Source organism: Pseudomonas sp. NPDC099000, assembly GCF_044759925.1.
In the GTDB taxonomy this organism is placed as follows: Bacteria; Pseudomonadota; Gammaproteobacteria; order Pseudomonadales; family Pseudomonadaceae; genus Aquipseudomonas.
In genome coordinates this window covers 94,266-112,727 of sequence record NZ_JBIWAF010000005.1, presented here as the reverse complement: position 1 = coordinate 112,727, position 18,462 = coordinate 94,266, and the positions used below count along the sequence as shown (strand labels likewise).

Sequence of the window (18,462 nt, the reverse complement as noted above, 5' to 3'; positions counted from 1 at the left end):
TCCAATGCGTTTGGGGGGCCAGCACGGATTAAGCAGCGGTAATTCAGGCTTTTACTTTGAGCCTCGGGCGTTAGGCTGGTCACTCCACTTAACGCTCAAGGTTCATTAAAAGCATGACTGACTTACACGGACGTATATCAGCGCTACCGACACCGGGGGCCGATGACAATAAAGGTCGCCACTACGCGTTTATCAAGAGCCGTATCCATCCTGCGTTCAAGGACGCTTCACTGCGACGGATTCGGGAACTGAGCCTCACACAAACGGCTTCAGGGTATTGGGTACAGGCCACCAGGGACCTCGATCACACACCGGTACAAGAAGCCAACCTCGAACTTTGGTCCGCTCAAAACACCGTCGACCGGGTCATGGACAAGGTACAAGGCGTTTACGAATTCGCCGAACCGTTGCTGACAGAGGCGTTGCTGAAACAGTTCGGTGTCGACGTCGATGTAAAGACCACTCACTTGCACCTTTATCTACCCAAAAAGCTTCCCTGGTATTCAGCCGACATCGGCGGTGCCGTTACCCGAATCGTTTCACTGCTGGACGCGGCGCTGCACAACTTCGCGAGCAGCGAAACCTGCGAACCAGACTCGGACTTCATCAGCCAGCCCGATGCCCGCGGGCATTTCGACATCCTGCCGATCAAACGCAAAATGTCCATCGCCCGGTTCCAGACCCTGTGTCGCGAGCTGGACATTGGCGCGCGCTACACCAAATACCTCGAAGAACAGTTGCGGCCCAGGGACGGCCTCGCGCAGGTTGTTTTGAAACACAAGATTGTCGAGAGCGAGAAAGCCGCGTTTAAAGCGGCCGCCAGACTGGCCGTCCTGAAGGGCGACATCGACGCCGATGCCGGTGACCTGATCCTGATGATGCTCGATGGCCAGCGCAACCTCACCCGCAAAGGCCGGATAATGCAATTCGCCAACCTGTCGATTCTCGACAGTTTGCTGACCGGGATCGTCTTGATTACGCCGGATCTGGACCGGGCCCGTGAGGTTGTGCCGATATTCGCTTACGTCCCGCAAGACCCTGAGCACCCACTGAAAGAGTACCCCTCGACCGTCGCTTTCATGAATGAAATGACGCGTCAGCTGCGCGACAACGGCGTCATATCGTCCACCGGCATGAACTACCGGCAATACTTCAGCCGGTTCGTCGATCAGTCCGATCGAGGGCATTTTTTCGGCGCGCTGCAACAACGTCTGTTCGAAGTGAAATGGCATCAGAAAGAGCCGCTGGACCAGAGGCCGAGCTGGCGGGAAGTGGCCGTCACTGACCCTCAGCTGCAGTTCAGTGTCGCACCGTCCACTGGCGAGCTCTGGGAATCCTTGTTTGAGCAAAAGCTCGACAAGGTCCTCAAAGACGCCCGCCACATTGCCGTGTCCACCGCTGATGCCGATACCAACGCCCGCTGGGCCTGGTGGGAGAACTTCAAGAAAATCGTCTCGGACATCTTCAACATTGCCCTGATGGTCGTCACGCCGTTCGTTCCCGGACTCGGTGAACTGATGATGGGCTACATGGCTTATCAGATGGCCAGCGACGCCATCGAAGGCATCGTCGACATGACCCTGGGGCTGTGGACCGAAGCCACCGAACACATCGTCGGCGTGGTCACGGATGTTCTTCAGCTGGCAGCGTTTGCCGCCGGCGCGCAGATCGGTACGCTGGCACGCCTGAAACTGTCGCCGCTGATCGAAGGCATGAAACCGGTCACCCTGCCCAACGGCGAACCCCGGCTATGGAATCCCGACCTCAAACCTTATGAGTTGCCCGATGCGCAATTATCGCCGGACTCCAGACCCGACGCGCTGGGGCTGCATGCCCACGAAGGCAAGAATGTTCTGCCACTGGATGACAAGTACTACGCCGTGCAAAAGGATCCGCAAACCGGCAACTACCGCGTCAAACACCCGCATCGCGAGAATGCTTATCTGCCCGAGCTGAAACACAACGGCCTCGGCGCCTGGACTCATGAAGCCGAGAACCCGCGAGCCTGGGATCGCCCAACGTTGATGCGCCGTCTCGGCCACTCCGTGGAGGCTTTCAGTGACGCGCAGCTCGAAGACGTTCGCATCGCCAGCGGCACCGACGACGGTGCGCTGCGCCGGATGTACGTCGACAGCACGGCCCCGCCACCGTTACTGGACGACAGCCTCACCCGCTTGAACATCCAGCGCCAGGCCCGCCAGGCGATTGAAAGGATTCGCTCGGGTCAGCCCCTGGATCCTTCCTCCTACTGGTTTGAACCGCTGGCGACTTACCTGGACGGCTGGCCTGCGGATAAAGCCCTGAAGGTTTACGAAAACGCCGACATGAGCGGCCGGTTCCGCCAGTACGGCAATGCCGATGCGACGGACGAGCAAACGCTGTCCACCAGTTTGTCCAACCTCATGAGCGAGCAATTTGCGCCGGGCCTTGTCGAGTTTCTCAGCGAAGAAGAGCTGCAAGCCATGCTCGGCCGGTCCACCGCCAAACGTGAACGGGTGCAAGCGTTGCGTAATCGACTGGCGGACGAAGCCAGTCGAATGGACGCTGACATCGTCAATCAGCTTTACCAAGGGGCTCAGGCGTCCAACGATCCGCAGCTAAGACTCATACGCCAGACCTTTCCCGAGCTGCCGTCCCGCGCGGCAGAATCGCTGCTGAACAGTGCCGACGCTGCCGACCTCAGGCGCATGACCCAAACGCAACAACTACCGTTGAGCCTCAAGAGCCGCGCCCGTGAGGCCGCCTTCGAAGCCCGGACCAACCATGCCTACGAAGGCTTCCACGACGACGCGCAGTGGGTGGCGGACACCGAAAACCTGGTGCTGAACGCCTTGAGGATTCATACCGACACGTTCGCGCAATTGCGCATCGAGGTTCGCGAAGGTAACGATGCCGGCCCCTTGCGCAGCCGTGTGGGGGCCGAGGACGCATCCATGGTTCGGGTGCTGGTCAAGGATGATGTAAACCGGTTCGAAGTCTGGGACGGCGACAACCACAAACTGCACGACGCCGCTGATTTTTACGAAGCCGTGCTCAACGCCATGCCAAAAAACAAACAGGCGCAGCTGGGCTATCGGCCGGGCCAGGGCGCCCTTTTCAAGCAATGGGTGATGGCCAAGACCGAGACACCGGCGCAGCGCCGCACTGCGCTCGCCGCACCGCCGATCCGTCCGCTGGCTGACCATGAAGACATGATGCTGTTGCGCGGCCCCGGTTTTTCCTCCGTCGCCCCCACGCTCACCGAACGGGTGCAGGATATCTACCCCCACTTCAACGAACGCGAGGTCAATACCTTCGTTCGATCCCTGGGTTCGCAGGAACAAGGGCACCAGACGCTGACCCGACTGGACCGCGAACTGGATGACTTGCGTGTGCTGTTCAATCGCTGGCGCTACCAGCAGCCGGATACCTGGGGCCCGGATCAACGCGGGTTCGTCAACAGTGGCGGGTTGCACATTGCCGAACGCTTCATCGATTGCTTCAAACGCAAACCCACGGTTTTTGGTGAGCGCAGTATCACCGCCGACGGCGGATATGCACTGGACCTGTCCACAGAGTTCGGGGTGCTCGACCTCGAACGCTGGTGGAAGGAACTGCCGGATATCAAGCGCTACCTCGATCAGATCAGCACCTTGAATCTGGACCGCACGACCTTTTCCGAAACTGCCTCCGGTTTGTTGGGTGACTTCCCTCATCTGCGGCAACTGAGCGCCCGCAGCTGCGGCTTGACACGACTTCCCGACAGCATCGGCAAAATGCACCACCTGCGCACTTTGCGGTTGATGAAAAACGACATCACATTGACCCCGTCGGCCGTCGAGCAACTGCGAAACCTGACCCACATGGAAACCCTCAGGCTCGATGACAACACCCGGTTGGGCAGGCTCCCGGACGTCGGACGCATGCCAAAACTGGGAATCCTGAGTTTGAGCAACACGGGGGCCACCACCTGGCCCGATGGCCTGTTCGGGCCCTTCAACAAACGTCGACCGCGCGGCTTCTTTCTGGATTTGCAGGAGAACCCGATCAGCGTCATTCCGAAAGTCGTGCCCGGCTCGGATGATGCCTTCCTCCTGGCGCGCACCCGTTTGTACGAAAAGCAACTCTCGGACGCCAACCTGGTCGCTTTCAAAGCGTATCGACGGTCGGTCGGCATCTCGCCCAAGCAGGTCTATGCCAACGCTGCACGAGACGCGATGAACCTGTGGCCGATGAACGACGACTCGGTATGGTGGAGTGCCGAGGTCTCGGGGCTGGGTACTTTCCGGGAGGAAGCCTGGCACGACTTGATGACCGAGCGTGGCTCCGAGGATTTTTTTGCCTTGATCCAGAAACAGGCCCGCTCGGCCGATTACAAGGCCGGTGGTGATTTGCGTCAACAGCTCAGCAGTCGGGTATGGCGCATGATCGAAGCCATCGACCTGGACACCGAGTTGCGCAAGGATCTGTTCGAAATGGCCAGGGCGCCCACCACCTGCGCCGATGCCGGGGCCCAGGTGTTCAACCACATGGGCATCAAGGTGCTCGCCTCCGAAGCCTATGCGTTGTCGACGTCCAACGCCGTCCTTGAAAGCAAACTGATGAACCTGGCCAGAGGTGCCGCTCGCCTCGCGCGCGTGGATGACATTGCCCGTGCCGACTTCGGCAGTCGGCCGGGCAATCCGGATGAGGTCGAGGTGTACCTCGCCTACGAAACCGGCCTGGCTCAACGCCTCGGTTTACCGTGGCAATCGGAGTCGATGCTGTATCGCCCCTTGGCCAGCGTGAACGCCAAAACCCTCAACACCGCCTTCGATACGGTGATGTCCATGGAGGCCGGCGATGGCTTGATCAACGACATGATCGAACTGCCGTTCTGGCAGAAATACCTGCAGGACACTTACCCGAACGAGTTCAGGCGCAATGCCCGGTTTTACGAAACCAAGAGCGAATTGCTGGATGAGTTACGCGAAGTTCAACACGCCTGGGCCAGTTCCAGAGGCCAGCAGATTGCACAACGACGAGCACTCAAACAGCGCCTGCAAGACCTCGCCCGGCGACTGAATGTCGATGAAAAGGTGGTGTTGACCGATGAAGACATGACCGATGAGGTCTATGGCAGTTTGCTTCACGACATGGGCTACGAAGAAAAAGAGCTGAGCAGAAAGCTGACCCGCGCAGCGCTGCAAAAAGACGCACAGCCGTAATCGGCAGACCCTGGTGCATCGGGTGATGCATCAGGGTTCAACGCTTAACCCACTTGTGAATCCCAGATCACCGTGACATTGCCCGAGTACGTTCGGGCGACTCCGGGCTTGAGCATTTCGCCGACTTCGTCCTGCGCAATCTCGAAGTGCAAAGTTCCCGGTTTGCGATCGACATAAAAGCGCGGCTGGAACAGCTCGGTACCACTGCCGTCGCGCCGCAACGGCCGGCGGCTGACCGGTTGATCGGCGCCATCCACCAGGCCATTGGGCAGGGTCAGGCTGACGTCGAGCGGCACGACGTGACCCGAAGCCTGATCGCGCACCGAGCAGCGATTGCCATCGGTGCTGTACTGGCAGTCCAGGCTCATCTTGAAGCGACTCGACGAAGAGAGATTGAACGTCTGATCACGAAACAACCGCGTCGGCTTGCGCCCCTGCGTGAGCCAGGCTTGCCAGCCGCCCTGCGGGACCAGTTCAACGCGATTGCCCCCGGGGGGAATCTCGACCTTGAGCGTGTGCCGAACATCCAGGGAGAAGTTGAGGGTCAGTTGGTTGTCATTGGGAATCATGACATCGCCCATGTCGAAGTCCTGATGCGGACCGACCGAATAGGTAATCGAACCGGTGTATTTACCCGCGACCATGTTCAACGGATCGGGCGTGCGCAGTTCATAGGCGAACACGAAATACAGATACCGAAAGGACAGCGGGATGTCGAACAGTGCCTTCTTGCTGCACACGCCCGCCCCTAAAGGGACTCTCCAGAAACTGTTGTAACCCACAGGGCCCGCAGTGGCCGAACCGACACCTTCACACGGCGCAGGCGCATACACCCAACGCCCGCCTTCCCACAGTTCGTCCCACCAACCTCCTCCCGTCAATTCCATGATGGTTCGGGGAATTGACGCTTCGTGACCAATACCACCGATTCGCACGGACAGGATTTTCGAATCCCCCGACTCATGGGTCACTACCACGTCTCTCCAGTCCGAGGGAACACGGGCCATACCGCCCTGGCGAGGGTCCGTGTGATTGGCCAGAATCGGTGCATTGGCCGTGAAAGCAATGGGCGCACCGAGGCTGAACAGCCCATACGGCTCACAGGCCGTCGGGACTTGGCGACAGAACCCCTCCGAGGGCGTCAGGTTGACGAATTCATTCTTCTGCGGCTTTGACGAATCCGGCACGAATTCCGCTTCGATCTCCATGACTGCCGCCTGCACCGGCAGTGCAAACACAGCAAACGACAGGCATCTCAAAAGTCGAACCGATTGTCCACATAGAAACCGCATTGTCTTTCCTTCAAAGTCCATATTGATGCTCAGCCTTGCTGAATTAATCCTTCAGGCGCCCGTTAAACTTCCGAATCCCAGATGACCGTGACAAGGCCCGAGTAGGTACTGGCGACATTCGGCTTGAGCATTTCGCCAACCTGATCCTGCGCAATCTCGAAGTGCAACGTTCCAGGCTTTCGATCGACATAGAAGTGTGGCTGGAACAGCTCGGCGCCACTGGTACCGCGCCGTAGCGGCCGGCGAATGACCGGTTGAGCGGCGGCATCCACCAGGCCATTGGGCAGGGTCACGCTGACGTTTATCGGAACGGAGTGACGGGAAACGCGGTCTTGCACAGCGCAGGTATCAGCATCGAAGCCGTACTGGCATGACAGGTTCATCTTGAAGCGACTCGACGACGATATATTGAACGTCTGATCGCGGAACAGGCGTGTCGGCTTGCGTCCCTGCGTCAGCCAGGCTTGCCAGCCGCCCTGCGGGACCAGTTCAACGCGATTGCCCCCGGGGGGAATCTCGACCTTGAGCGTGTGTTGCACTTCCAGAGTGAAGTTCAGCGTGAGTGCTGAATCGCTTGGTTGCATGACATCACCCATGTCGAAATCGCCGTTCGGTCCGACGCTGTAGGTCAGGCTTCCCGAATAACGGCCCGATGACATGCCCAACGGGTTGGGGGTGACCAGTTCATAAGCGAAATCCAGATAGTCGTAACGCAACCACGGCACGTTGAACCTGGCCTGCTTATCGCAGTTGGCCTCGGCTGGAGTTTTCCAGAAAAAGGCATAGTTATTCGTCCCCATAAGCCCTACGCCACTATAAAGACAGGGAGCGGGCGCATACACCCAACTGGCGCCCCACAGTTGAGCGTGGGCAAGTTGATAGTTGCTCCCTCCACCGACAAGACTGAGAACGTCCTCCGTCACATACCGGGAGCCCAGACCTGCAATTCGAACCTTGACCGTCTCGGGTTCGCCCGTCGATTCGTGCACCACGGACAACTCGCGCCACTGTGCCGGGACTTTGAACGTAGCACCCTGACGCGACGACGGGTGATTCGCCTGGATCGGCGCATTGGAGTTGAACCGAATCGGCACGCGCAGGCTGAACATGTCGTTGTCGCGGCACTCACCAGGATAACTCGCGCAGTAACCACTGGAAGGTGTGTCATTCCTGAATTTATTCTGCTGAGGGTTTGCAGAATCCGGTCTGAACGACGCCATGATCGAGACTTCTTCCGACCAGACTGAAGAACAGGTGAGCAGCATCCCGATCCCGACACAGCAACGTACCTGCCGTCCCGGCCGCAGTGAACAATTCATGTTTTTTCCCCTGAAACGAGTGAGGTCGACAGCCAATCTTTCATGGCATCACGCACCCGGCAGCACCGCATTGAAAACCAGGTTGACGCTGCCAAAATAGCTACCGGGTTTGTAAACCCCATCGACAGGTGGCATGGGTACGATCTCCAGCAACACACGTTTGCCCGGCGCCGCATCGCTCATCGACACCACTTCGCTACTTTCCAGTTCATTCAGCAAATGGCCGTTGAACAGCACGCGCAAACCAATGTCATGGCCATCCGTCCCATTGGACAAATACGGCCTGCCCTCAAGGCGCGCTTCGATGGAGCCGGCTTCATTCTTCACATCGAAATACTTGCGCAAGCCGCCCAGGGTCGACGTCGCCAGATTCCACGGCAGTTGCTGTTCGCGGTGAATCCAGCCGGGGTCTGCGGGAATGACATAAAACGCCTGGCTTGGGATCGTCACGAACACTTCGAAGTGCTGCACTTCGCGGGCGGCATACGCTGAATGGCAGGCCACCGCCGACACCATCAGGACCGTCAATTTTCTGAACATAGTCATCAACCTTTCACATCGAGTTTCTTGCGGCTCTCGCCTTCAACCAACGTGAAGCGATACTCGCGGCCGGCCTGTTTCTCGAACTCGAAGTTGCGGCCGGCCAGAATGTGATGCTTGGTGGTCGGCTGGCAGTCCTGGTCGTTCTTGACCGCGCAATCCTTGAACTCATCGATCACCACCACGGTGTTACCGGTATTGCGGATCCGGTACCTGGCCGCCTCGTTTTCGATCACGCTGGCGTAACGCGGGTCCTTGGGGCGCACGAAAAACACCGCGCCATAACCGGCCAGCACCGTAACCCCGGCGGACAGGGCTTTCTTGTATTCCTCACGCTCCTCGCCGGAGACCGCGAACTCGTCTTCTTTCTCGGGCACCACCGGCACGAACCGCACGCGGAAATAGCGCTCCTTGTCGCGCTCGCCCATGTACAGCAATCGCGTGCCTTGCATGCCACTGGCGGGCACGATCAGCCGCGCCGGGCTGGCCATCAAGCCATCCCGGGAGTTGCCGTCGGCATTGGATTTAAGCGGCACTTCCTGGGATTTGCCATCGGCGTCGTAGAGGATCTCAAGGATGTTGACCTTGACGAAGGCGGTGCTGTCGCCGCCGTTGTAGACGCGTTTCAAAAAGGTACTTTTGTCGCCGTCCAGGTAGTCGTAAACCGTGCCGATATTGATGCTCGGCCCGGCGTGAGCCATTTGCGTGAACAGGTAAAAACCAAACAGAGCCAACAGGGGTTTCATCGTTCTGAACCTCGTAAAAATGAACTTGAGCAAACGTGCGGACGGCTAGACTTCCGAATCCCAGACAACCGTTACATTCCCGGAATACGGTCGTTGTTGCCCCGGGCGCAGCATCTGCGCCACTTCGTCGGAAGGAATCTCGAAGTGCAGCGTTCCGGGTCTGCGCTCCACATAAAACACCGGCTGGAACAGTTCGGTACCGCTGCCATCCATCAGCAAGGGCTGACGCTCGACGCCCTGACCACTGGCATTGCTCAAGCCTCGGGGCAGGCTGACGCTGACGTTCAGCGGCACGAAATTGCCGGATACCGGCTCGCGCAACGAGCAGGTCCTGCTGTCTTGGGTGTACTCACATTCCAGTTTCATCTTGAAGCGCGAACTGGAAGAGATGTTGAAGGTCTGGTCGCGGAACAGCCGCGTGGGCTTGCGGCCCTGTTGCAGCCAGGCTTGCCAGCCGCCCTGTGGCACCAGTTCGACGCGATTGCCGCCGGGTGGGATCTCGACTTTGAGGGCGTGCTCGACGGTGAGGGTGAAGTCGAGCTGGATGAGGTTGTCCGTGGGTACAACGATGTCGCCAAGATCGAAGTCACCGCCGGGGCCGATCGAATAAACCTGGGTCCCTTCGTACACGCCGGTGGACATTTTCAGCGGGTCCGGGGTGCGCAGTTCGTAAGTGAAGTTCAGTTGCGAAAAACCGAAACCAGGAATAAGGAACTTGGCTTGTTTGCTACAGACTGCTTCCTCAGGGGTTAACCAGAAAAACGTGTAGCGCGTAGAACTGACGGTATTGCGGCCAATACTGAAACAGGGGCTAGGCGCCGACGACCAATACTGCCCCCATAACACAGCATGAGCGTTGAAGACATCCGTGATACCGGTCAGCGACCGCACATCATCACTCAGCCTGTAGTCGCCCCCCATCCCGGCAATACGAACTTCCACCTGCGCCTCTTCACCTGTCGTGCGCTCCCGAACTGTCAACCGGCGCCAGGCAGCTGGCGTCTTGATCATCGCGCCTTTTCGTACATCGGTGTGATGGGCTTGAATGGGGCCATTGAGGGCGATATTCAGATGAGAGCGCAGGCTGAATATCCCGTATGCCTGGCAAATGGTCGGATAGTCCCGGCAAAATCCTGTACTGGGTGTCGTGTTCCTGAATTCATTCTTCTGCGGGTTGCTCGGGTCCGGATTGAAGGTGGCCGTGACAGGCAACACGACTGCTCCGCTCTGAGAACTCGAAACAACCAGGCAGGTCCCGAATAAAATCCTCCTGACCTTTTGCCATGGCAGGGCGCCCAATACGTTCAGCACATTAAAAACTCCAGAAAATTGAGCAGCGTCCATCAACCCGCCCTCTGCACGGCATCGGCCACATCCGCCAACGTGTCCGGCGTGCAGCGCAGATCGCCGATCATCAGCACATTGTTTTCCGTGCGGCCATTGCTCGGGTCCAGGCGGAACTGGCACAGCAACTGGTTGCCGTGGCGCACTTCCAGGGTCGGTGAACCGGCATTCATTTCCATGGAGAAGAAACCGTCCACCTCACTCACCCCGCGACTGGCGTGGTTGATGATGTGATGGCCCTTGAGCGGGTTGCCCTGGGGGTCGATCAGGCGGCCGAGTACGGTGAGGGTTCGCATCACGCGAATCTGGCGATAATCCACGCCGCCCTTGTTCAGGTGATAACTGGAACGGGCCGGCTGGATGGTCGCGGCAGGCACGTGGTTGCCTTCGAAATCGAAACTGACAGAGCTGCTTTTGTAGGCGGTGATCGGCACGAAATTGCGTCCGGGCTTGAGCACCGCGCTGCCGCCGCTCAAATCGTCGGCACGCAGGGCGATGTCGTCGATGTCCGATTCGACATCGATGATCATGCCGGCACCGTTGCGGTGGTACTGGCTGGTCATGACTATTTTCTGCCCGCCGACGGCGACGGTGCTGTCGAGGTTCAGGCCACCGGTGAAGTCGTTGTTGTACGAGGAGCGCTGGATAAAACCGTCGGCGTTGGCCAGGTCCGATTGCATCGTCGCCATCGCGTTCATGCCGATGCCATAGGTGTCGGTGATGGCCGTGGCGGAAACGCTTTGCAGAAGGTGATCCTGCAAGTCTTTGCGGTAGGTGATCGAAGCATTGTTATCGCGCCCGCCGTCGCGATCGGTGCGGGTGCCGATGCTGCCGGAGAGCTGTTCTCCCGGACCACCCAGCGCGACACTCACACTCAGATCAAGCCCGCGATTTCGATCATTCCCCGAGCTGAAGCTGCCCGGTCTGTCGAACAGTGACAGGCGCCAATTGGCGTCGCTGCCGAACAGTTGCGTGCGTTGGGTCCAGCCCAGATCCACACCGACGCCTTCGGTGTTGCCTTCGCTGTGGGACACCCGGGCATTGACCGAACTTTTGCTGGTGAGTCGATGATTCAGCGACAACGACGAGTTGCTGGTCTGGCCGATAAATACGTTGCGCTGCCGCACTCGCGTGCCGTCGGGCAGGGTGTCGTAGAGCCGGGTGGTGTCGAGCCAGCTGCGGTTATGGCTGGCGACGATGCTGCCGCTGCCGTAGGAATAAAGACCCTGCACGTCGAAGCCGGTGCCGTAGTCCTCGGTCTTGTAGACGTTGGCATAGAGGCTGGCGTTGTTGACGATGGCCCAGTCGACCGATGTGCCGTATTGCAGGGTGTCTTTCACTTGTCGACCCGACAGGCCGAGAATCACCCGCGGGTGCAGCAGGAAGTTGAACGCAGCGCCGGCGGTCATGTCGCCGTCGGCCTGCTCATCCCAGTTGCTGAGCATTTTCGATTCACGCCCGGCGAACAGGTTGTAGCGCCAGCGCTCGTCATGATTGCGCCAGTTGTTGGGTTTGTAGACCAGTTCCTGAGTGCTGGAGGTGATCTGGCCGTCTTCGATCAGTCGCACTTCGACTTCATAAATGCCGCCGGGCAATGGCCGCGTATCAAGGGTCTGTAAACCGGCCGGCATCGCCTGAGTGTTGATCAGCAAGCCGTCGCGATAGATTTCCACCGAACCCTGGCGATTGGCCGTGACATAGATCGGGTAGACCGCCGGTTTCGGGTTGTTGATGGCCAGGCTGTCGGAACTGCCGTACATGACGCCCAGCGCGGTGTCGGGGCTGGCGCCAAAGGAGCGCGGTTGGCGCGTCAGGCCTTCCGAGGTGGGCGTGAACAAGCCCAGACGCAGGAAATTGCCTTGCAGTTCGCGCTGGGTAAAGAGCTCGTGCACGGCGTGATAGGTCTGGTTGTCCACACCGCCCAGGCGGGACAACTGCATGTTCACCGCCTGAGTCCAGTTGCCCACGCTGCTGCTGGCTTCCAGACCGTAGCGACCACCGAGGTCCTGGTTCTGGCCGCCATTGAGGTTCAGCTGGTTGCGCACGATCAACCCGGTGCTGCCGCCTTCGGGCAGGTTGTAATAGAGCTGCACCTGATCATCACGCTCGGCGTTTTCCGTGAGGATCGACACCAGCGAATTTTCCAGGCTGTAGTGCACGGCCAGCAGTTGTTCGGGGCAATTGGCCTGGCAGGCGCCCAGCACCACGCCTTTTTTCAGGTAGTTGGCCCAGATGTCGCGCTCACTGGGCTTGATCGTGCTGTCGCTGACATCGGCGAAGTCAACGAGGGTGATGCGATCGTCGCGGGTCAACACGACCATCGCCTCACCGAGAAACTGTTGATCAAGTTCCACGCGCACCGCCAGCGGTACATCAAAGAAGTGCTCTTCGAACTCGCTCGGTAAACCCTTGGCTTGCGCAAGCAAACTTCGGGGAGTGTGGCCGTTGTCCGCTGGCGCGGCCAGGGCAGTTGCACAAAAACACAGGGCAAGTGCCGTCGCGATGGGAGTCATCGGGAACATGAACGAAATACTCTGAAGATAAATTCGTTGAAACCCGATCGACAGGAACAACCCCCTGTCGATCGGTGAACGTTGTCAAGTAAGACAGAACTTACTTACAGAACGCGCGTTGGTTTAAATGCGCGGAATGGCATCAAACATGACAACCGGGTTGGCCGTGTAGACCCCCACCTGATTGTTGTTCGGCTTCGCGGCCTTGATGACCAGGTCTGCGCGCATGCCACCGTTGGACTCGGTATCGCCTACCACTTCCTGGGAATCGGCAGTCAGCACCGTGCCATTGAAGGTGTAAGTCAGCGGAATGTTCAAGGTTGGATTACCGTTGAACAGTGGGGTAGGACCGCCGACGACATAAGCGCCGACCGAGCCATTGGTGTGTTGAATATCATAGGTACCACGGACCTCGGTCAGGTCGCCGGCGCCAACGACGTATTGCATTCTCTCGTCTCTGCCGAAGTCCGGGTTCACAGGCTGGGCATGGAAGACCTTGCTTGGAATATCCGCAGTAATGTTGATGGAGGTGCGCGATTCTTCAGCAGCGAACGCCATCGAAGCGCTCAAGGCCAGGAGGGTCATCGGAACGGCGATTGCAATCTTCTTGAACATTGTTGAGTACCTGTCTTTTTCAAAGGATTGGGCCGAGGAAAGTCTTGGCAAGCGAACATCACTCCACGCGGTGATGGCGATTTCGCTTAACTTTCGACGCCGAAGAATGATCGTCCAATCCCTTGAGAAAGTAAGTACGCAACTTCCGAAGAACATGTAGTAACAATGGCTTTCGAACACTAGGAAAAAGTTTGAAAAACCGCTAACTGGATTGTTTTACCCTCAGAGAAATACTACACACAGTTTTAACTGAAAAAGCACACAGATATGAACTAATCAAACTTCCGTAAGACCGGGACTACTTATCTCATGATGATGAACTAATTACCAACCGCACAACTTCCATGATTAGTTCAATTACTCTAAAAGAGCAACAATCGCATCTTTCTTCGTCACTGATTGCGCCTGGCCCCAGGGCGGCGACCGAAGCGGACCGTTGGTCCAGAACGCTTGCGTAAGCCTTACGATATATCTTAAGTTGTATCTAAACACGACGAGAGAAGACGCAAAAATGAGAGACCATCATTCCCATCGAGACCACAACGACAGCCGCGACGGCTTCGAAAAACGCCCTGGCCCCGGCCGTGAACGCGGCGGACGCGGTCCACGGGTGTTCGCCCCCGGTGACCTGAAATTGCTGTTGCTGGCACTGATCGCCGAACAGCCCTGCCACGGTTATGACCTGATCCGCCAGATCGAAAACATGTTCGACGGCGCCTACAGCCCCAGCCCCGGCGTGATCTACCCGACCCTGACCTTTCTCGAAGAAAGCGAAATGATCCTGGGCGATGCCGAGGGCGGCAAAAAGCGCTACACCATCACCGACGCCGGACGTCTGTCGTTGACCCAACAGGCGATTGCGCTGGACGGCGTGCGGATGCGCATCGAAGTCAGCAAGCGTTCGTTGCGCGGCCATGATCGCCCGGCCGAGATCCACGAGGCGGTGCACAACTTGCGTCACGCCCTGCAGATGCATCACGGCCGCTGGAGCCCGGAAGAAATCCTGCGGGTTCGCGACCTGCTCAATAACACCGCCAAAGCCATCGTCGATGGCCCTGCCGTTCAACCCGTTCAGGAGCAAGCCGAATGACTGACGTTGTGCACACCATTCACCGTGTCATGCATGAAATCAAACGCCGCCGCCTGCAAGTGCTGCGGGTGGTTGACCTGACGCCGCGGATGCGCCGGATCACCCTGGGCGGCCCGGAGCTGGCCGGTTTCGTCAGCCTCGGCACGGACGACCACGTCAAACTGCTGTTCCCGCAGAACGCGGCGGAACAAGCGGCGCTGGAAACCCTGGTGCTCGGCGCCGGTAAAGACAACGGCCCGATGCCGGCGATGCGCGACTACACGCCCCGTCGTTACGACCTCGACACTCTGGAACTGGACATTGACTTTGTGTTGCATGGCGACGGCCCTGCCGCGACCTGGGCCGAGCAGGCCAGACCCGGCCAGTTCCTGCACATCGGCGGGCCAAAGGGCTCTATGATCGTGCCGGACATGTTCGACAGTTACCTGCTGATCGGCGACGAAACCGCCCTGCCCGCTATCGCCCGCCGGCTCGAAGGTTTGGCGGCCAATCGGCGTGCGCTGGTGATCGTGGAAGTGGAGAACGGCGCCGAGCAGCAACGCCTGGAAAGCGCCGCGCAGGTCAACGTGATCTGGGTCTTGCGCGACGGTGGCAAAGACAACTTGCTGACCACCGTGAAGCAGTTGCAAGTGCCGAGCGGCAATCTGTATGCGTGGGTGGCGACCGAGACCAAGGTGTCACGGCAGATCCGCCGGGTGCTGCTCGATGAGCATGGTTTGAACGAGCAATTCGTCAAAGCCGTGGGTTACTGGCGGGCGGATGACAGCGACGAAGAGTGAAAGGCTTTTACGCCTGCCAGATTTTCTGTGGCCAGGGGACTTCTGTGGTGACGGGGCTTCTGTGGAGAGGGGCTACTGTGGAGAGGGGCTTTTGTGGCGAGGGGACTTGTCCCCGTTGGAGTGCGAAGCGCTCCCAAAATTTTCGACACTTGCCGAGATTCTGGGGCTGCTGCGCAACCCAACGGGGACAAGTCCCCTCGCCACAAAGTCCCCTCGCCACAATGGGTGTTCACTTTCGGCCCGGGCGCCACCGATCCAGCCCGATCAAGACAAGCGCAACGAGAACAAACCCAACCAACAACCCCGCCGCATTCAAAAACACCTGTGGATAACCCAACGTACCGACATCAATGAACGGATAGGGATAAACCGCCAATTCATGCCCGCGCAGCAATGAATAGGCGAAGTACACCAGCGGATAGATCACCCACAACCCGATATGCCCCAGGCGCAAGGTGCCTTTTGGCACGCACCACCACCAATACGTCAGAAAAAGCAGCGGCATGACGTCATGCATCAGCTCATCGGCCAGCAACTGCCAGCCTTCGGGATGCCACAAGTGGCGCAACAGCAGGCTGTACGCCAGACCGACGACCACGATGCTCACGGCAATGGCGCTGCTGACCCACGGCTGCAAAAACCAGCGTCGCGCCGCTGACTCGCGGGATGTCAGCTCGCACGTCAGCACGGTCGCCACCAGCGTATTGGTCAGCACGGTGAAATAGCTGAAGAAGCTCATCAGCCCACCCAGCAAACTGGCTTGCAGCGTCCAGCGCGAGTAGAGAATCAGGTACAGCTGAATGGCCAGCCCCGCCCAGCCCAGCACCGCGGCCACCGCCACAAAACGACGCCTCGCGGCAGAATCTGGCGTCGAGAGCGAGCCCATGTTCAGAGCGGACGCTTGGTGCGCATCAGCTTCACGTACAAGCGCTCGACCTTCTCCCGCGCCCACGGGGTTTTGCGCAGGAAGGTCAGGCTCGACTTGATGCTCGGGTCACTCTTGAAACAGCGGATATCGACACGCTCGGCCAGCCCCGACCATTCGTAATGTTCAACCAGGGCGTTGAGGATTTGCTCCAGTGTCACGCCATGCAGCGGGTTGTTGTTCTGTTCGGTCATGCCGGGCCTTCGAGCGATGTAGGGGATGGGAAGCCGCGCACCTTAGCCGAGGGCTTCGTTGGGGGGAAGCGATCTGTGTGTGGTCAGTTAAATGTAGGTGAAACGCAAAAGATCGCAGCCTCGTTTTACTCGACAGCTCCTACAAGGGGCACGCGTTTCAATGTAGGAGCTGTCGAGTGAAACGAGGCTGCGATCTTTCCCACGCACTGTTACCAAATCCGAAACGCTCCATGTCAGCAAAAGCGCTTTCTCTATTTGTAACAGGACATTATCCTTGCGCCCGTCAAGCTGAAACGCTTCATCTGCCCGCGACATAGTGCCGCTTTCCGTTCACCCCCCAGAAAAAGATCAAGAATTCCTTCTCTATGCCTGATTTCCCAACTCCGCGAGACAGCGCTGTCTGCACCGCTATTGCCAGCCGAAAAGCCCTGAACCTGATCGGTGGGTTCACCGCGTTGAGCCTGGCCACATGCACCCAGGCCGCTCCCGCCTTCGATAGCGAGTCCCCCTGGATGCTCGGCGACTGGAACGGCACGCGCACCGAACTTTCGGAAAAAGGCTACGACTTCAAAGTCGATTACACCGGCGAAATGGGCAGCAATCTGCACGGTGGCTACGACCACGATCGCACCGCGCGCTACAGCGACCAGTTTGGTTTCGGCACACATCTGGATTTGCAGAAAATCCTCGGCTGGGACGACGCTGAATTTCAGCTGACCATCACCGAGCGCAATGGCAACAACATCAGCAACGACCGGATCAACGACCCGCGCGTCGGCGGCTTCACTTCCGCTCAGGAAGTCTGGGGCCGCGGGCAAACCTGGCGCCTGACGCAGATGTGGTATCAGCAGAAATTCTTCGATCAGAAACTCGACATCAAGGTCGGCCGTTTCGGCGAGGGCGAGGACTTCAATAGCTTCCCGTGCGACTTCCAGAACCTGGCGTTTTGCGGCTCGCAGGTTGGCAACTGGGTCGGCGGCATCTGGTACAACTGGCCGGTCAGCCAGTGGGCGATGCGCGTGAAATATCACCTGACACCCGAGCTGTACGCGCAAGTCGGCGCGTATGAGCAAAACCCGTCGAACCTCGATCGCGGCAATGGCTTCAAGCTCAGCGGCAGCGGCACTCAAGGCGTGATCTTGCCGGTCGAACTGGTGTGGTCGCCCAAGCTCAACGGCCTGCCGGGCGAATACCGCGCCGGTTATTACTACAGCAACGCCAAGGCCACGGATGCCTACAAGGACAGCAATGGGCAGCCGGCAGCCCTGAGCGGCGAGGCTTACCGCAGCGCGTCGAGCAAGCACGGCGTGTGGCTGGGTGTGCAGCAGCAGATCACCAGCCGTGCCAGCGACAACTCCCGCGGCCTTAGCGTGTTCGCCAACGGCACGATGCACGACAAGAAGACCAACGCCATCGACAACTATGTCCAGGCCGGCGTCGTCTACAAAGGCCTGTTCGATGCTCGCGCCAAAGACGACATCGGCTTTGCCCTCGCCCGGGTGCACGTCAACCCGGCCTATCGCAAGAACGCCGAAGCGACCAACCAGGCCCGCGCCGTTTTCGACTACGACGACCCGTCCTTTCTGCCGCCGCAAGACACCGAATACAGCGCCGAACTCTATTACGGCGTGCACGTCACGAACTGGCTGACCGTGCGCCCGAACCTGCAATACATCCGCCACCCCGGTGGCGTGGACAGGGTCGATGACGCGCTGATTGGGGGGATAAAAATCCAGTCATCGTTCTAACCAACACCCCAGAACCCTGTAGGAGCGAGGCTTGCCCGCGAAGGCTGCGTGTCAGCCACCATCAATGTTGAACGTGATGGCCTCTTCGCGGGCAAGCCTCGCTCCTACAAGGTAATGCGGCGTCCAACCGTTTTTTATCTGAACCATGCCCGCCCAGGATCGTCATCTACA

General features: G+C 58.8%; 13 protein-coding genes. 4 read left to right on the top strand and 9 right to left on the bottom strand.

Annotated features, from left to right (window positions below):
- The first annotated feature begins 113 nt into the window (after positions 1-113).
- On the top strand, positions 114-5,186 hold the full coding sequence (locus tag ACIQV9_RS08940; protein ID WP_403100151.1) for an NEL-type E3 ubiquitin ligase domain-containing protein: 5,073 nt from the start codon (positions 114-116) through the stop codon (positions 5,184-5,186).
- A 44-nt stretch (positions 5,187-5,230) separates the two neighbouring features.
- Here the strand turns inward: ACIQV9_RS08940 and ACIQV9_RS08935 are convergent, their stop codons facing one another.
- From ACIQV9_RS08935 to ACIQV9_RS08905, 7 genes are all read right to left on the bottom strand, one after another.
- The gene (locus tag ACIQV9_RS08935) at positions 5,231-6,478 is read right to left on the bottom strand and encodes a hypothetical protein (protein WP_403100150.1); all 1,248 of its coding nucleotides are present in this window, start codon (positions 6,476-6,478) and stop codon (positions 5,231-5,233) included.
- Positions 6,479-6,540: 62 nt separating this feature from the next.
- The gene (locus ACIQV9_RS08930; protein WP_403100148.1) at positions 6,541-7,743 is read right to left on the bottom strand and encodes a hypothetical protein; all 1,203 of its coding nucleotides are present in this window, start codon (positions 7,741-7,743) and stop codon (positions 6,541-6,543) included.
- Between the two features lie 102 nt (positions 7,744-7,845).
- Positions 7,846-8,337, bottom strand: coding sequence for a CS1 type fimbrial major subunit (locus ACIQV9_RS08925; RefSeq protein ID WP_403100146.1), 492 nt, complete (start codon positions 8,335-8,337; stop codon positions 7,846-7,848).
- A gap of 5 nt (positions 8,338-8,342) precedes the next feature.
- Entirely contained in the window at positions 8,343-9,083 is a 741-nt protein-coding gene (locus tag ACIQV9_RS08920) for a molecular chaperone (protein WP_403100144.1), read from the bottom strand.
- Positions 9,084-9,128: 45 nt separating this feature from the next.
- A complete protein-coding gene (locus tag ACIQV9_RS08915; RefSeq protein ID WP_403100143.1) occupies positions 9,129-10,427 on the bottom strand; it encodes a hypothetical protein in 1,299 nt (432 codons plus the stop codon).
- Positions 10,427-12,949, bottom strand: coding sequence for a TcfC E-set like domain-containing protein (locus ACIQV9_RS08910; protein WP_403100141.1), 2,523 nt, complete (start codon positions 12,947-12,949; stop codon positions 10,427-10,429). The genes ACIQV9_RS08915 and ACIQV9_RS08910 overlap by 1 nt, the downstream gene beginning before the upstream one ends.
- 114 nt (positions 12,950-13,063) lie before the next feature.
- Positions 13,064-13,555: a CS1 type fimbrial major subunit gene (locus ACIQV9_RS08905; protein ID WP_403100140.1), complete on the bottom strand. Its 492-nt coding sequence runs from the start codon at positions 13,553-13,555 to the stop codon at positions 13,064-13,066.
- Between the two features lie 511 nt (positions 13,556-14,066).
- Here ACIQV9_RS08905 and ACIQV9_RS08900 point away from each other — a divergent pair.
- Positions 14,067-14,645, top strand: a complete 579-nt coding sequence (locus tag ACIQV9_RS08900; protein ID WP_403100138.1) for a PadR family transcriptional regulator — start codon at positions 14,067-14,069, stop codon at positions 14,643-14,645.
- Complete coding sequence (locus tag ACIQV9_RS08895) at positions 14,642-15,424, top strand: siderophore-interacting protein (protein ID WP_403100137.1); 783 nt, start codon at positions 14,642-14,644, stop codon at positions 15,422-15,424. Before ACIQV9_RS08900 ends, ACIQV9_RS08895 begins: the two co-directional genes overlap by 4 nt.
- A gap of 229 nt (positions 15,425-15,653) precedes the next feature.
- Here ACIQV9_RS08895 and ACIQV9_RS08890 read toward each other — a convergent pair whose 3' ends face one another.
- Both ACIQV9_RS08890 and ACIQV9_RS08885 read right to left on the bottom strand, forming a co-directional pair.
- A complete protein-coding gene (locus tag ACIQV9_RS08890; RefSeq protein WP_403100135.1) occupies positions 15,654-16,310 on the bottom strand; it encodes a Pr6Pr family membrane protein in 657 nt (218 codons plus the stop codon).
- A 2-nt stretch (positions 16,311-16,312) separates the two neighbouring features.
- Entirely contained in the window at positions 16,313-16,543 is a 231-nt protein-coding gene (locus ACIQV9_RS08885) for a VF530 family DNA-binding protein (RefSeq protein WP_403100134.1), read from the bottom strand.
- Positions 16,544-16,908: 365 nt separating this feature from the next.
- Here ACIQV9_RS08885 and ACIQV9_RS08880 point away from each other — a divergent pair, with 365 nt between their 5' ends.
- Positions 16,909-18,291: a carbohydrate porin gene (locus ACIQV9_RS08880; RefSeq protein WP_403100132.1), complete on the top strand. Its 1,383-nt coding sequence runs from the start codon at positions 16,909-16,911 to the stop codon at positions 18,289-18,291.
- The last annotated feature ends 171 nt before the right edge of the window (positions 18,292-18,462 follow it).

Excerpts from the sequence above, each read along its gene's own strand:
- ACIQV9_RS08920 (WP_403100144.1), bottom strand. The coding sequence starts at position 9,083 with ATGAAACCCCTGTTGGCTCTGTTTGGTTTTTACCTGTTCACGCAAATG.
- ACIQV9_RS08935 (WP_403100150.1), bottom strand. The coding sequence starts at position 6,478 with ATGCGGTTTCTATGTGGACAATCGGTTCGACTTTTGAGATGCCTGTCG.
- ACIQV9_RS08880 (WP_403100132.1), top strand. The coding sequence starts at position 16,909 with ATGCCTGATTTCCCAACTCCGCGAGACAGCGCTGTCTGCACCGCTATT.
- ACIQV9_RS08930 (WP_403100148.1), bottom strand. The coding sequence starts at position 7,743 with ATGCTGCTCACCTGTTCTTCAGTCTGGTCGGAAGAAGTCTCGATCATG.
- ACIQV9_RS08895 (WP_403100137.1), top strand. The coding sequence starts at position 14,642 with ATGACTGACGTTGTGCACACCATTCACCGTGTCATGCATGAAATCAAA.
- ACIQV9_RS08885 (WP_403100134.1), bottom strand. The coding sequence starts at position 16,543 with ATGACCGAACAGAACAACAACCCGCTGCATGGCGTGACACTGGAGCAA.
- ACIQV9_RS08925 (WP_403100146.1), bottom strand. The coding sequence starts at position 8,337 with ATGTTCAGAAAATTGACGGTCCTGATGGTGTCGGCGGTGGCCTGCCAT.
- ACIQV9_RS08915 (WP_403100143.1), bottom strand. The coding sequence starts at position 10,427 with ATGGACGCTGCTCAATTTTCTGGAGTTTTTAATGTGCTGAACGTATTG.
- ACIQV9_RS08910 (WP_403100141.1), bottom strand. The coding sequence starts at position 12,949 with ATGTTCCCGATGACTCCCATCGCGACGGCACTTGCCCTGTGTTTTTGT.
- ACIQV9_RS08890 (WP_403100135.1), bottom strand. The coding sequence starts at position 16,310 with ATGGGCTCGCTCTCGACGCCAGATTCTGCCGCGAGGCGTCGTTTTGTG.
- ACIQV9_RS08905 (WP_403100140.1), bottom strand. The coding sequence starts at position 13,555 with ATGTTCAAGAAGATTGCAATCGCCGTTCCGATGACCCTCCTGGCCTTG.
- ACIQV9_RS08940 (WP_403100151.1), top strand. The coding sequence starts at position 114 with ATGACTGACTTACACGGACGTATATCAGCGCTACCGACACCGGGGGCC.
- ACIQV9_RS08900 (WP_403100138.1), top strand. The coding sequence starts at position 14,067 with ATGAGAGACCATCATTCCCATCGAGACCACAACGACAGCCGCGACGGC.